General features: G+C 74.1%; 12 protein-coding genes and 1 pseudogene. 3 read left to right on the top strand and 10 right to left on the bottom strand.

Annotated features, from left to right (window positions below):
• Window positions 1–205 precede the first annotated feature (205 nt).
• From Cba03nite_RS05020 to Cba03nite_RS05000, 5 genes are all read right to left on the bottom strand, one after another.
• Entirely contained in the window at window positions 206–1,480 is a 1,275-nt protein-coding gene (locus Cba03nite_RS05020; RefSeq protein ID WP_203742384.1) for an outer membrane protein assembly factor BamB family protein, read from the bottom strand.
• A complete protein-coding gene (locus tag Cba03nite_RS05015; protein WP_203742382.1) occupies window positions 1,477–2,793 on the bottom strand; it encodes a hypothetical protein in 1,317 nt (438 codons plus the stop codon). Before Cba03nite_RS05015 ends, Cba03nite_RS05020 begins: the two co-directional genes overlap by 4 nt.
• 175 nt (window positions 2,794–2,968) lie before the next feature.
• On the bottom strand, window positions 2,969–4,906 hold the full coding sequence (gene dxs, locus Cba03nite_RS05010) for a 1-deoxy-D-xylulose-5-phosphate synthase (protein ID WP_203742380.1): 1,938 nt from the start codon (window positions 4,904–4,906) through the stop codon (window positions 2,969–2,971).
• Window positions 4,907–5,093: 187 nt separating this feature from the next.
• Entirely contained in the window at window positions 5,094–6,299 is a 1,206-nt protein-coding gene (locus Cba03nite_RS05005) for a class I SAM-dependent RNA methyltransferase (RefSeq protein ID WP_203742378.1), read from the bottom strand.
• Entirely contained in the window at window positions 6,300–8,306 is a 2,007-nt protein-coding gene (locus Cba03nite_RS05000) for an APC family permease (protein ID WP_203742376.1), read from the bottom strand. It lies immediately after the preceding gene.
• A 176-nt stretch (window positions 8,307–8,482) separates the two neighbouring features.
• Here Cba03nite_RS05000 and Cba03nite_RS04995 point away from each other — a divergent pair, with 176 nt between their 5' ends.
• Together Cba03nite_RS04995 and Cba03nite_RS04990 are read left to right on the top strand one after the other, a co-directional pair.
• A complete protein-coding gene (locus tag Cba03nite_RS04995; protein ID WP_203742374.1) occupies window positions 8,483–9,145 on the top strand; it encodes a potassium channel family protein in 663 nt (220 codons plus the stop codon).
• Window positions 9,146–9,161: 16 nt separating this feature from the next.
• A complete protein-coding gene (locus Cba03nite_RS04990) occupies window positions 9,162–9,854 on the top strand; it encodes a potassium channel family protein (RefSeq protein ID WP_346112925.1) in 693 nt (230 codons plus the stop codon).
• Between the two features lie 11 nt (window positions 9,855–9,865).
• Here the strand turns inward: Cba03nite_RS04990 and Cba03nite_RS04985 are convergent, their stop codons facing one another.
• From Cba03nite_RS04985 to dut, 4 genes and pseudogenes are all read right to left on the bottom strand, one after another.
• Window positions 9,866–10,561 carry a DUF3159 domain-containing protein gene (locus Cba03nite_RS04985; RefSeq protein WP_203742372.1) on the bottom strand — a complete coding sequence of 232 codons (696 nt, stop codon included), beginning with the start codon at window positions 10,559–10,561 and terminating at the stop codon, window positions 9,866–9,868.
• Window positions 10,562–10,625: 64 nt separating this feature from the next.
• Window positions 10,626–11,015: an OB-fold nucleic acid binding domain-containing protein gene (locus Cba03nite_RS04980; RefSeq protein WP_203742370.1), complete on the bottom strand. Its 390-nt coding sequence runs from the start codon at window positions 11,013–11,015 to the stop codon at window positions 10,626–10,628.
• Window positions 11,016–11,430: 415 nt separating this feature from the next.
• Window positions 11,431–12,195: pseudogene (locus Cba03nite_RS04975) on the bottom strand (DUF3710 domain-containing protein); the annotation flags it as partial.
• A gap of 9 nt (window positions 12,196–12,204) precedes the next feature.
• Complete coding sequence (dut, locus tag Cba03nite_RS04970) at window positions 12,205–12,660, bottom strand: dUTP diphosphatase (protein ID WP_203742366.1); 456 nt, start codon at window positions 12,658–12,660, stop codon at window positions 12,205–12,207.
• 132 nt (window positions 12,661–12,792) lie between these two features.
• Between dut and Cba03nite_RS04965 the strand changes: the two genes are divergently transcribed.
• Window positions 12,793–13,281, top strand: coding sequence for a DUF3093 domain-containing protein (locus Cba03nite_RS04965; RefSeq protein ID WP_203742472.1), 489 nt, complete (start codon window positions 12,793–12,795; stop codon window positions 13,279–13,281).
• Here the strand turns inward: Cba03nite_RS04965 and Cba03nite_RS04960 are convergent.
• Entirely contained in the window at window positions 13,273–14,094 is an 822-nt protein-coding gene (locus Cba03nite_RS04960) for a hypothetical protein (protein WP_203742364.1), read from the bottom strand. The genes Cba03nite_RS04965 and Cba03nite_RS04960 overlap by 9 nt on opposite strands.
• Window positions 14,095–14,292: the final 198 nt, after the last annotated feature.

The following is a 14,292-nucleotide window of genomic DNA, read 5'->3' as shown; positions in this document are numbered from 1 at the left end:
CCGCCCCGTCACCGGGTCAGGCGTCCCACCGCCACAGGGTCAGCCCGTCCCCCACCGAACAGGCCGGCGCCCGCTGCGCGAAGGCACACCGTCCCACGCGGGCGGCCGACTCCGCCACCACCGGACGGCCTGGGCGCGATCGCGGTGCACCGCTCCGGCGGCGGGCCGCGCACCAGCACCTGCACCGGCCAGGCCCGGCTGGTGGCTACGCCTCCGCCACGCGCCAGAGCACCACGTCGTCGCCGACCGTGGTGCAGGCCAGCAGGCCGGGCAGGACATCGCAGCGCAGCACCACGCCGGGCACCCGGCCGAGCCGCCGCAGGCCGTCCGGCGTCAGCTCGGCCAGGTACGTGCTCCGCGTCGGCGAGTCGGTCCGCGCGGCGAAGCGGACGTGCACGTTCCGGGTCGCCAGCGGCTCCCAGCCCGCCACGTCGGCCACCCGCGCCCCGGTCGCCGGGTCGAGCCGGGCGGTGAGCACGGCGTTCGCGCGGTCGACCACCACCGGGCCGCCGGGGCTGGTCAGGAACATGTCGCCGGGCAGCGCGCGGACCGGCTCCCCGGTCGCCGCGTCGATGAGGAAGGCGGCGCCCTCCTCCGCGGGCAGGGCGCACAGCAGGCCGCCGCCGCAGTCGGTCTCCCGGGCCCACCGGTTCTCGCCCGCCACGGGAGCCAGGCGCTGCCGGTCGTACCAGCTGCGCACCGCCACCGGCCCGGCCCGCCCGTCCCACCGCTGCCCGGTCAGCCCGACGGCGTGCCGGGTGGGCAGGATCGCCGCCCCCTCGTCCGGCGTGCCGGGCAGCCGTACGCTGCGGCGCACCGCACCCGAGACCAGGTCGTGCTCGACCAGGTCACCGTGCACGGTGAGCCGCCACAACGCCCCGGCCCACGGGTCTGCCTCGGCGGCGAGCGCCGCCGGGGCCCGCCAGCGCACCGCGAACGTGACCGGGTCGTGCACCGTCACCTCCGGCAGCCCGAGGTCGCCGGTGCGGCTCACCAGCACCCCGCCCACCGGCTCCAGCGCGGCCGTGTTCCGCCAGCGGACCACTCCGGAGCGCCGGTCCACCGCGAGCACGTCGTCGTAGCCGATCAGGGGCGGATCGGTCACCGTCTCGGGCAGGGTGAAGGCGATCAGCTGGACGTCCCCGGCGACCGCGGCGGTCCAGTCGAAGGCGCCGCCGGGGGCGCGCCACAGCCGGTGCCCGTCCGTGGCGTCGTACGCGGAGATCTCGCCGGAGGCGGCGACCAGGAAGGTATCCGGGCCCGCGGCGGCCACCACGGCGCCCGGCTCGTGCCACCGGGCGAGCTCGACCAGGCGCGGTCCGGGCGGCAGGGTGTCCGCGGCCGCCGTCCCGAGCAGCGCCGCCAGGGCCAGGCCCACGGCCAGGCGGGTGCCCCACCGGCGGGGCTCGGCCGGGGCCGGGTCCGCCGGGGCGGCCCAGTCCGCGCCCAGGTCGATCACGGCGCCGGGCGCGGCGGTCATGGCCGTTCCCGCCCGATCCCCCAGACCGCGATGTCGCCGGACATGGTGGTGCAGACGAGCGCCGCGCCCGCCAGACCGCAGGAGCGCAGCAGGTACGGCACCTCGCCGAGCCGGTGCGGCCCGTCCTCGGCCAGCTCCGTCAGGTAGGTCGTGCCCTGGCGCGCACCGGTGCGGCCGAGCACCCGCACCGGGGTGCCGTCGTCGCTGAGCGCGTGCCAGCCCGCCAGGTCGGTCAGCCGCCGCCCGGTGGCGGGTTCGAGCCGGGCCAGCACCCGCCGGGTGATGAAGCCCAGGTCCGGCGAGCCCACCAGGAGCAGCCCGGCCGGGCTGGGCACGAACTCCTCCTCGGGCAGGCTGCGCACCGGCTCGCCGGTGACCGGGTCGATGAGGAAGGCCCGGCCGTCCCCGGCCGTGTACGCGCAGGACAGGCCGCCGCCGCAGTCGCTCTCCCAGACCCACTGGCGCGCGCCGGTGACCTGCGCGAAGGTCTTCGCGTCGTACCAGAGCACGCCGCGCTGCTCCGGCCTGCCGTTGTCCTCGTAGCCCTCGAAGCCCACCGCCTCGCGGCTGAGCACGATGTTGACGTACTTCGCGGCGGGCAGGCGGGGGCGCAGCGTGCGGCGTACCGCGCCGGTGTGCAGGTCGTGCTCGACGACCGCGCCGTCGGCGGCCAGCCGCCACACCGCGTCGCGCCGCACGTCGTACACCCACACCCGGCTCGCGGGCAGCCGCCAGCGCAGGTCGTAGCGGCGCGGGTCGCGGATCTCCACGTCGGGCTGACTGCCCTCGGGAGAGTAGCTGACCAGCAGGTCGCCCGCCGGTTCCACATAGCGCTGGGTGCGCCAGAGCGTCTGCCCCGTGGTCCGGTCCACCGCCGTGGTCTGTCCGGCGGGCCAGCCGAGCCAGCCGCCGTTCTCGGAGCCGCCCGAGCGCAGCAGCACGACGTCGCCGAACGCGGCGGCGTGCACCAGATCCGTGGCGGCCACCTGCCACCGCTGCCGCCAGCCCGCCGTCTCGTACGCCGTGGCGCCGTCCGGGCCGAGCACCACCACCAGCTCGTCGTCCAGGACCTGCACCTGCGTGCCCTTGCCGTCCAGCACCGCCAGCGCGGACAGCCGGGGACGGGGGTCGGGCACCGCCGCGGTCACGCCGCCCAGCACGGCGGCGACGGCGAGCGCGACGGCGATCCGGCGGCTCCACCGGAACGGCCCGTGCGGCAGGGCCGGGCCGCCGTCCTCGGCCGGCTCCTCGCCGGGCAGCACGCCGAGGTCGATGAACAGCTCCGGAGCGTCCTCCGGCGCACGACGTGCCACGCCCGCACCACCTCACGCGACATACCGGCGCGCGGGGCCGTACAGCGGCGGCACCGTCGCGGCCGGTGGCTTCGCGTGGTGGACGCGCCGGAACACCCGCCCGGTTGTCAGCGCCCGGCCCGGAAACGATCAGGGCTCCCGCCGGAGTGGCGGGAGCCCTGATCGTGCGAAGTGATCAGCTACGGACGGAGCTGACCAGCGGAGCCTCGGCCGGGGCGGTGACCGCCGCGGCCCACTTGGTGACCCGCTCGGTGATCTCCGGTGCGGTGAGGCCGATCTCGGCCAGGATCTCGGCGCGGGTGCCGTGGTCCAGCCACTGCGACGGCACGCCGAGGTCGCGCAGCGGCACGTCCACCTCGTTGTCGCGCAGCAGCTTGGAGACCGCGTCGCCGACGCCGCCGGCGCGCACGCCGTCCTCCAGCGTCACCACCAGCTTGTGCTCGCGAGCCAGGGCCACCACGTCGACCGGGACCGGGCGCACCCAGCGCGGGTCGACCACGGTCACCCCGAAGCCGCGCTCGGCCAGCTTCGCGGCCACCTGGACGGACAGGTGCGCGAACGCGCCCACCGAGACCAGCAGCACGTCCTTGCGCTCGGCCTCGGCCAGCACGTCCATGCCGCCCAGCCCGTCCTGGCCGCCGACCCGGCGCAGCGCGGGCAGCGCCGCCGGGACCGAGCCGGTCGGGAAGCGCACGATGGTCGGGCCGTCGGTGATGCCGATCGCCTCGCGCAGCTCCTCGCGCAGCGTCTCCGCGTCGCGCGGGGCGGCCACCCGCAGGCCCGGCACCACGCCGAACACGGACATGTCCCAGATGCCGTAGTGGCTGGGCCCGTCGGGGCCGGTGATGCCGGCCCGGTCCAGCACGAACGTCACCGGCAGCTTGTGCAGCGCCACGTCGAGCAGCACCTGGTCGAAGGCGCGGTTGAGGAAGGTGGCGTAGACCGCGACCACCGGGTGCAGGCCGGCCAGCGCCAGGCCCGCCGCCGAGGTGGTGGCGTGCTGCTCGGCGATGCCGACGTCGTACGCCCGGTCCGGGAACGCCGCGGCGAGCTTGTCGATGCCGGTGGACTCGGGCATGGCCGCGGTGATGCCCACCACGTCCGGCCGCTCGCCCGCGATCGCGACCAGCTCGTCGGCGAACACGTTGGTCCACTTCAGGCTGGGCGCGGCCAGCAGCCGGCCGGTCTCCGGGTCGAACGCGCTCGGCGCGTGCAGCCGGTCGGCCTCGTCGTCGAGGGCCGGCTGGTAGCCGTAGCCCTTCGCGGTGACCGCGTGCACGATGACCGGGCCGCCGAAGCGCTTGGCACGCAGCAGCGCCGACTCCAGCGCCTCCTGGTCGTGTCCGTCCACCGGCCCGATGTACTTCAGGCCGAGGTCCTCGAACAGCGCCTGCGGGGCGACCGCGTCCTTGATGCCCTTCTTGACCGCGTGCAGCGCGTCGAACAGCGGCTTGCCGACCAGCGGAGTCTTCTCCAGCGCGTCCTTGACCAGGTCGAGAACCTTCTCGTAGCCCGGGTTGAGGCGCAGCGTGGCCAGGTGGTCGGCGAGGCCGCCGATGGTGGGCGCGTACGAGCGCCCGTTGTCGTTGACGATGATCACCAGCGGGTTGTCGGTGGCGGCGATGTTGTTCAGCGCCTCCCAGCACATGCCGCCGGTCAGCGCGCCGTCGCCGACGACCGCGACGGTGTGCCGCTTCTCACCGCGCACCGCGTAGCCCTTGGCGATGCCGTCGGCGTAGGAGAGCGCGGTCGACGCGTGGCAGTTCTCGACCAGGTCGTGCTCGCTCTCGGCCTGGTTCGGGTAGCCGGTGAGGCCGCCGCGCTGGCGCAGGCCGTCGAAGCCGTCGAGGCGGCCGGTGACCATCTTGTGCACGTACGCCTGGTGGCCGGTGTCGAAGACGAAGCGGTCGACCGGGGAGTCGAAGACCCGGTGCATGGCGAGCGTGAGCTCCACCACACCGAGGTTCGGGCCGAGGTGGCCGCCGGTGCGGGCGACCTTCGCGACCAGGAAGTCCCGGATCTCCGCCGCCAGCGCGGTCAGCTGCTCCGGGCTCAGGGTCTTGAGGTCCTGCGGCCCTCGTACGGTGCTCAGCAGGTTCCCGCCCTCGATCATGCCTTCGCCTCGCTCTCGCCGTCCCGAACGGCACTCCCGGGGTGCGTGTGCCGCACGTTCCGCTTACCCATGCTGGGGAAGTCTATCGGCCGCCCGCATCGCGGATCACCGCCGCGCCACCCCCTTCACGGGACCTTCACTCCCGCACCGCCCGCGACGGGTCCCGGGCGGTGACCCGGACGGCTGGTCAGCGGCCGCCGTCCGCGGGCGCCAGCAGGGCCACGCACTCGACGTGGTGGGTCTGCGGGAACAGGTCGAAGGCGCGCAGCGCCCGCAGCTCCCAGCCCTGGTCGCGGAACGTGCGCACGTCCCGGGCCAGCGCCGCCGGGTCGCAGGCGACGTACGCCACCGCGCGCGGACCGGCCGCCGCGATCGCGCGCACCACGGCCGCCCCCGCGCCGGTGCGCGGCGGGTCCAGCACGACCACGTCCGGCCGGGGCAGCCGCTCCTTCGGCCGCCGGTCGCGGTGCAGCGCCTTCTCGACGGTCGCCTCGACCACCCGCACCGGCAGCCCGGCCAGGTTGCCCCGGGCCGCGGCGACGCCGTCACGCGCGGACTCGACCATGGTCACCGCGCCGGTCACCCCGACCGCGTCGGCCAGGGAGGCGGCGAACAGCCCGGCGCCGCCGTACAGGTCCCAGGCGTGCTCGCCCGGCCGGGGCGCCAGCAGCTCGCGCACCGCACCGGTGAGCGCGTCCGCGGCGGCGGGGTGCACCTGCCAGAACCCGCCCGCCGAGATGGCGAACGCGTGCCCGGCGGCCCGCTCCTCGATCTGCTGCGGCGGTTCCTGCACCAGTTGAGCCGGGCCGGCGGACGGCTTGACCACGTCGATCACGTCGCGGTCCGGCCACCGGCGCTCCAGCACGTCCAGCGCCTGGATCTCCGGGTGCGCGATGGCGCACCGGCTGATCGCCACCACCTCGTTCGAGCGGTGTTTGAGCAGGCCGGGGCGGCCGAGCGCGTCCGCGCGGTAGCGCACCCGGGTGCGCCAGCCCTCGTCGCCGCCCGGCAGCGCCTCGACGGTCACCCCGAGCGCGTCCACCGCCGCCGCGTCCAGGCCGCCCAGCCGGGTCAGCTGCTCGCGCACCACCGCCGTCTTCCACCCCCGCTGCGCCGCGGGGGCGACGTGCTGCAGGTCGCAGCCCCCGCAGCCGTTGGCGTGGGCGTACGGGCAGCGCGGGGTGATCCGGTCCGGGGAGGCGTCCAGCACCTCGACGCAGTCGCCGCGCAGATACGCCTTGTGAATCTCCGTGATCTCGGTCACCACCCGCTCGCCGGGCAGCGCGTGCCGCACGAAGATCACGCGGCCCTCGTGCCGGGCCACGCAGTGCCCGCCGTGCGCGACCGCACCGACGGTGACCTCGACCTTGTCGCCCTCGTAAAGCTCGGCCACCTACGTCTCCTCCCCCGCGCGCGGGCCGCGGGCGGGGCTGCGCACCAGCTCCCGGTCCAGCCGGTCCAGGTCGGTGGCGCTGGTCGAGGCGAGCTGCCACGGCACGCTGGTCACCATCACGCCCGGCTCGTACAGCAGGCGGCCCTTGATCCGCAGCGCGGACTGGTTGTGCAGCAGGTGCTCCCACCAGCGGCCGACCACGTACTCGGGGATGTAGACCGTCACCACGTCCCGCGGCGAGGCCCGGCGCAGCGACTTCACATAGTCGATGATGGGGCGGCTGATCTCCCGGTACGGCGAGTCGACCACGGTCAGCGGGACGCTGATGCCGCGCCGCTCCCATTCGGCCTGGATGGCCCGGGTGTCGGCGATGTCGACGTTGACGGTGAGCGCGGTGAGCGTGTCGGGCCGCGTCGCCTTCGCGTACGCCAGCGCCCGCATGGTGGGCAGGTGCAGCTTGCTGACCAGGACGATCGCGTGGTTGCGGGCCGGCAGCACCGGCCGCTCCTCCGACGGCACCAGCTCGCGGGCCACCGTGTCGTAGTGGCGCCGGATGCCCACCATGATCACGTAGATCACCGCCATCGCCACGATCGAGATCCAGGCACCGTGGGTGAACTTGGTCAGCAGCACCAGGACCAGCACGAATCCGGTCAGCACCGCGCCGAATCCGTTGATCGCGCGAGCGCGCTTCATCCGGCGGCGCGCGGCCTGGTCGCGCTCGGTGCGCAGCAGCCGGTTCCAGTGCCGCAGCATGCCGATCTGGGACAGCGTGAACGACACGAACACGCCCACGATGTAGAGCTGGATCAGCCGGGTCGTCTGCGCCTGGAACGCGATGACCAGCACCGCGGCGAACGCGGCCAGCATGATGATGCCGTTGGAGAAGGCCAGCCGGTCCCCGCGGGTGTGCAGCTGCCGCGGCAGGTAGCGGTCCTGCGCCAGGATCGAGCCGAGCACCGGGAAGCCGTTGAACGCCGTGTTCGCCGCGAGCACCAGGATCAGCGCCGTCACCGCGATGACCAGGTAGAACCCGGGCGGGAAGTGGTCGAAGATGGTCTCGGCCAGCTGCGCGGTCACGGTGGGCTGCACGTAGCCCGGCCCCGCCCCGACGATCTGCTCCTGCGGGTCCTCGACGTATTGCAGCCCGGTCTTCAGGCTCAGCGCCACGATGGAGACCATCATGATGATCGACAGCACGCCCAGCAGCAGCAGCGTGGTCGCGGCGTTCTTCGACTTCGGCGGCTTGAACGCGGGCACGCCGTTGGAGATCGCCTCGACGCCGGTCAGCGCCGCGCAGCCGGAGGAGAACGCGCGCACCAGCAGGAAGCCGAACGCGAACGTGGCGCCGACCTGCAGCCCGTGCTCGGGCAGGATGGTCAGGTCCGCGCTCGGCGCCTTCAGGTCCTCGCCGAGCAGGAAGATCCGCACGATGCCCCAGCCGATCAGCCCGAGCATGGCGAACATGAACAGGTAGGTCGGGACGGCGAACATGAGGCCCGACTCGCGCAGACCGCGCAGGTTCAGCGCGGCCAGCAGGGCGATCAGGCCCACCGCCCAGAACACCTTGTGCTCGCCGATGAACGGGACGGCCGCGCCCAGGTTCTCCACGCCGGAGGAGATGGACACCGCCACCGTGAGCACGTAGTCGACCAGCAGGGCGCTGGCCACGCCGATGCCCGCCTTGGAGCCGAGGTTGACCGTGGCGACCTCGTAGTCGCCGCCGCCCGAGGGGTAGGCGTGCACGTTCTGCCGGTAACTGGCGACCACGGTCAGCATGACCACGACGACCGCCAGCGCCACCCAGGGCGAGTACGCGTACGCCGCCGCACCCGCGATCGACAGCGTCAGCAGGATCTCGCCGGGCGCGTACGCGACGCTGGAGAGCGCGTCCGAGGCGAAGATCGGGAGGGCGATGCGCTTGGGCAGCAGGGTGTGCTGCAGCCGGTCGGAACGGAACGGCCTGCCGAGCAGCAACCGCTTCAGCAGGGAGGTAGGACTCGCCACATGTGGGAGCCTACGACGAGCGGTCGGCCCACCCCTGCCCGGTCGGACGAGTGGCGGCGCGGCGCCCGAGCCGCCGCCGCGCGGTCCGGTGCCACGTGGCAGGCTGATGTCGCGCGCCGCCCGCGCGCATGGCAGGCTGAGATGGCCGGTACGACGGCATTGTCGGGAGGCGTGACGTGCACGTTGTGATCATGGGGTGTGGCCGGGTCGGCTCGACGCTCGCACACAGCCTGGAGGCGCGCGGGCACTCCGTTTCGATCATCGACCAGGACGCCGACGCGTTCCGGCGGCTCTCCCCCGACTTCGCGGGCACCACGGTGACCGGGGTGGGCTTCGACCGCGAGGTCCTCATGCAGGCCGGCATCGAGCGCGCCGACGCCTTCGCGGCCGTGTCCAGCGGCGACAACTCCAACATCATCTCGGCCCGGCTGGCCCGGGAGACGTTCGGCGTGCAGCGCGTCGTGGCCCGCATCTACGACCAGCGCCGCGCCGAGGTGTACGAGCGCCTGGGCATCCCCACCGTGGCCACCGTGCGCTGGACCGCCGACCGCATCGTGCGCCACCTGGTGCCCGAGGGCCACACCGAGCTGTACCGCGACCCCACCAGCACCGTCGCCATCATCGAGACCCCGGTCAACCCGGCCTGGATCGGCCACCCGCTGCACGCCCTGGAGGAGGCCACCGGCACCCGGGCGGCGTTCGTCATGCGCTTCGGCATCGGCACGCTGACCACCGCCTCGACCGTGCTGCAGGACGGCGACCAGGTCTTCATGCTGGTCACCGACGAGATCGCCGACGCCGTCACCAAGATCGCAGCCGCGCCGCCGGCCGCCGTCTGAGAAGGAGACCCTGTTCATGCGCGTCGCCATCGCCGGGGCCGGCAACGTCGGGCGCTCCATCGCCCAGGAGCTGATCGAGAACGGCCACCAGGTCATGCTGCTCGAACGGCAGCCGCGGATGCTGCGCCCGGAGCGGGTGCCCGCCGCCGACTGGGTGCTCGCCGACGCCTGCGAGCTGTCCAGCCTCCAGGAGATCAACCTCGCCGCGTGCGACGTGGTCGTCGCCGCCACCGGCGACGACAAGGTCAACCTGGTGGTGTCGCTGCTGGCCAAGACCGAGTTCGCGGTGCCGCGGGTGGTCGCCCGGGTCAACCGCGCCGAGAACGAGTGGCTGTTCACCGAGCAGTGGGGCGTGGACGTCTCCGTCTCCAAGCCGCGCCTGATGGCCGCCCTGGTCGAGGAGGCGGTCACCGTCGGCGACCTGGTCCGGCTGATGACGTTCCGGCAGGGCGAGGCCAACCTGGTCGAGATCACCCTGCCCGAGGACGCGCCGCACGTCGGCCAGCCGATCCGCGACATCCCGCTGCCGCCCGACAGCGCGCTGGTCGCCATCGTGCGCGGCCGCCGGGTGCTCACGCCGACCCCCGACGACCCGGTCGAGTCCGGCGACGAGCTGGTCTTCGTCTGCACCGTCGAGGTCGAAGAGCAGGTCCGCTCGGTCATCCTGGGCGCCGACAGCGTCGAGAAGACCCGCTCCCGCCGCCGCTGACCTCCGCCGGATCAGGCGGGGCTGGCCTCCTGGTCGCGGCGGACGCGGCGGACCACGCCGAACGTGATCACCAGGAGCAGGGCGAACAGCGGGGTGCCCATCACGATGCGGGCGATGCCCAGCGCGGTGCCCTGCTCGGCCATCCACAGGCTGCCCTGCACCACCACCTTGACCGCGAACACCGCCGCCCACAGCGCCGTGAGCTGCGTGAACACCCGGACCAGCCGGGCGTTGTCGCGCCAGTCGTTGCGCCCGCCGTTGGCCACCACGGACCAGAACCAGCCCACGGCCGGATGCCCGATGAGGATCGACCCGACCAGCACCACGATCTGGCCGATGATGATCCAGATGCCGGGCAGGTAGAAGTCGACCTCCTTGCCGGAGTCCCAGGCCATCCAGGCGCCCAGCGCGATGCCGAACAGGCCGTTGATCGCGAACCGGACGGGCTTGCGCTGGGCCAGCCGCATGATCGCGACCCCCACCGCCACGGTCGCGGACGCGATGATCGCCCACTGCAGCGCGATGCGGGACTCCTCGGCCGGGAACCGCAGCCCCAGCAGGAGGTTGGTGAGCACGAACACGACCACCGGCACCGCGGCCTCGGTCATCCCGCGCAGGCCGCCCAGCTGCTGCGCCATCTGCTCGGCGAAGGGGGGAAGCTCCTCTTCCTCCGCGGTGTCGACGCCGCGCTCGGTGCGCTCGGTCATGCCTGCTCCTCGCCGTGCTTGTCAGCGGCGCACGCCGAAGCTGCGCCTGTCGTCGGCCCGCTCGTCACGCGGCCGCTTCCAGCTCGTAGTACGGGTTGTAGATGACCTTGCGGCCGTCGCGCACGGCGACGCGGCCGCGGACGGACAGACCCCGTCCGGGCTCGATGCCGTTGATGTGCCGCCGCCCCAGGAAGACCAGCGTGATCAGATCCGTGCCGTCGTAGAGGTCGGCTTCCAGCGTGGGCAGGTTCGTGCGCGGGGTGTAGACCACCGTGCGGAGCCGGCCGCTGACGTTGACGAGTTCCCCACGGTGCACCGTGTCGGCGCAGACGCATCCGGCGAGCTCGGTGTCACGGCGCAGCTCCTCCGACTCCAGCTCCTGATCGCTGGCGGTGAGGCGGTGGAGCATCCCACGCAGCCCCTTGGCCCGTGGTCGCGCTTGGTCGGTCGACATGACCTGGCTCTCATCCTTCCCCGCCGGGGCGAGGTCCCCGGTCGGCGCGTAACTGCCAGCCTACTTCGGGGCGCCCGGCCGCGGGACACCCCCGGGGCAGGAACGTGGTACGCCGCCCGGCGGTCCGCCCCCGCGGGCCGCACCCCGGTCCCGCCTTTGCTCTGCACACAAATACGCAACGGTTGCGTATTTGTGTGCAGAGCAAAGGCCGGTCGGGAGCACGCTCCCGGGCAGGTCAGTCCCGGCGCGGGCGCGGGGAGGGCTTACGGCGCGGCGCGTCGCCCGGGGCGGGCGCGCCGGAGCCGCCGGTGCCGGTGGGCGCCATCGTGCCGAACGGCGTCGGCGCGGGCGTCGGCGGCACCCGGCCGGGCACCAGCTGGTTGTGGCCGTACTGCTCGCCGCCGTGGGGCTGCGACGCGGGCGGCTGCTCGGCGGGCTCTTGGGACGCCGCCTCGACCGCGGCCCGCTCGGCCGCGGCGCGCTGCGCCATGTCCGGCGGCAGGCGCAGCGGCAGCGCCTCCCGCACCGGGCGGGCGCTCTCGTCCCGGCGTACGGCCAGGCCGGTCAGGATCTGCTCCAGCGGGCCGGCCTCGGTCAGGTCGACCGCGGCGGGACCCTGGAACACGGCGCGCACCATCCAGCGCGGGCCGTCGACGCCGATGAAGCGCAGGTCGTTGAAGCCCTCGGGGGTGCGCAGCCGGGCCCGCAGCTCGGTGCCCCAGCGCCCGGGAACCTCCTGGGCGCCCACGCCGTCGGCGAACAGCGACTTGCGGATCTCCTCGCGCACCTCGTCCCAGATGCCCTCGGAGCGCGGCGCGGCGAAGGCACCGAGCTGGAGCGCGTTGTGGCCGTGCACGAGCGCGATCTGCTGGATCGTGCCCTGCTCACCGGCCTGCACCCGGATCTCCACGCCCTCGACCGCGGGCAGCAGCAGGCTGCCCAGATCCAGGCGGGGCGCGTCGGGCGCCTCCTCGAAGTCGTACGGGCCGTCGTCGCCGAAGATCGAGCCGAGGGGACGGGCGGACCCGTTCGCGCCCGCAGCGGGCGTCTGCGGCCGCTCCTCGGGCTGGTAGTCCTCACCCAGCAGCGCGGCACGCCGCGCGGCGCGGGCGTCCTCGAAGCGCGGCTCCTCCGCCTTGGCGTGACGCCCGGTGGCGGCACGCTTTCGCGAGAAGATCACTGTTCCTCCTCAGTTCCCCGTCGAGCCGTGGCCGCCGGTGCCCCGCGCGGAGTCCGGCAGTTCGGCGACGTCGTGGAAGTGTGCCCGCTCCACCCGCTGCACGACAAGTTGCGCGATGCGGTCCCCACGCGAGATCTTGGCGGTCGCCGACCGGTCGTGGTTGATCAGCTGGACCAGGATCTCGCCCCGGTAGCCCGCGTCCACGGTGCCGGGAGCGTTCAGCACGGTCACCCCCATTTTCGCGGCCAGACCCGACCGCGGGTGGACGAGTCCCACGAATCCGTCCGGCAGGGCTATCGCCACGCCGGTGCGGATCAGCCGGCGCTCACCGGGCGCGATCGCGGCGTCCTCGGCCGCGTACAGGTCCGCGCCGGCGTCCCCCGGATGGGCGTACGACGGCAGCGGCAGGTCGGGGTCGAGCCGGCGGATCGGCACCACGACGGGCGGGGTCGCAGGGGGATACAACGGTCAAACCTCCGGGGGGAGTGCTGTGACGCACGCTCATGACGGGAGCTGCGTCTCCTTGCCACTATCCTGCCGCGTCCGGCGGACCCGGCGGGTCCTACCCTCGATGCTGTGACACACCCAGGCAGCGGTATGGCGTCCTCTGGCACAACGCCGACAGGGGTCGGTGCGGCACGGCCTGTGCCCCGGCACACGGAGCGCCTGTCGACCCCGTGGTGGCTGTGGGTGCCCGGCCTGCTGGCCGCCGCCGTGCTCGCGGCGCAGGTCGGACTGGGTGCGGCGGGTCCCCGCGGCTGGGTGGCGTACGTGGTCGTGCTGCCGCTGGCGGCCTACGGCCTGTGGTGGCTGGGCCGGATCCGGATCACCGTGGACGGCGAGCAGCTGCGGGTGGACGACGCCGTGCTGTCGCTGCGGCACGTGGCCCAGGTCGTCCCGCTGGACGCGGAGACCAAGCGCGAGCTGCTCGGGCCCAGCGCCGACCCGATGGCGTTCGTGATCCAGCGGCCGTGGGTCGGCGGGGCCGTGCAGGTGGTGCTCGACGACCCCGACGACGTCACGCCGTACTGGGTGATCAGCTCGCGCCGCCCGGAGGAGCTGGCGCGGGCGCTGCGCTCAGGCTGAGGGCGGCAGCACCGGCGGGTGGCCGCCCCGCCGCAGCAACAGGTCCCGGCGCAGATCGTCGCCGAGCCGCCGGGTCGCCTTGCGGTTGAGGTAGCTGGCCACGGCCGCGCCGGTGAGCAGCGGCCCGAGCGTGGTCAGGCTGCGCCCGAAGCGCTTGACGATCATGTCGCGCAGCTGCTTGCGGGTGGCCGTGCCGAGCACGGTGGCGGCCGCCGCGCCGGGCAGCATGGGGCTGATGCCGCGGTGCCCGGCCCAGGCCTGCATCAGGCTGACCGCCTTCTGTGCGGGCGTGCCGAGCACCGGGTAGCCGTACACCTCGTGCAGCTCGCCGACGAGCTTGAGCTCGATGCCCACCACGGCGACCGTCTCGGTGGCCAGCACCACCGGGGTCGACAGCAGCGTCGGCGGGGCCATCCACTCCACCGAGGCGATGCCGCCGCCCACCGCGCCCACCCCGGCCGCGGCGCGGGCGGCGTTGCGGATGAGCCGCTCGGCCAGCGCGTCGTCGTCCAGGCCCGGGTAGTGCCGGCGCAGCGTCTCCAGGTTGCGCACGGGCACGTGCGGGGCGAGGTCGGCCACCGCGTCGGTGATCCAGCCGATCGCCTTGCGGGGCAGGAAGACCTCCTTCACCCCGCGCTCGCGCAGCCCCACCAGCATCCGGCCGAGCAGCCTGCGGCGGTCTGCCTTGTCCAGGTCGGCCTCGGCGAGTCCCGCCACCGCGGCGGCCAGCTCGTCCGGCCTGCCGGCGGCGCCGCCGGATCCGGCGGTGCCCGGCGTCTCGTCGTCGGGCACCGGTGCGGGGCTGGTGGTCATGGCTGACTCCCGTCGGCTGAGCTGGCGTGGATGACCGCGACGAGCGTCTGGGTCATCGGGGGACCCGGCCCCCGCGCGGCACGCCGCGTCGGCGCGGCGTGCCCGTCGGAATCCGTGTTCCCTGATATCTGCGCCATCTCACCGCATCACGTCAAGCGGCTTCGGGGAGCCCGCCGGCGCGGCGATGCGCCGTCGGCG

This window comes from Catellatospora bangladeshensis, from assembly GCF_016862575.1.
GTDB classification, from domain to species: Bacteria; Actinomycetota; Actinomycetes; order Mycobacteriales; family Micromonosporaceae; genus Catellatospora; species Catellatospora bangladeshensis.
The sequence above is the reverse complement of the archived record's forward strand: the minus strand, read 5'-3'. Positions and strand labels throughout refer to the sequence as shown.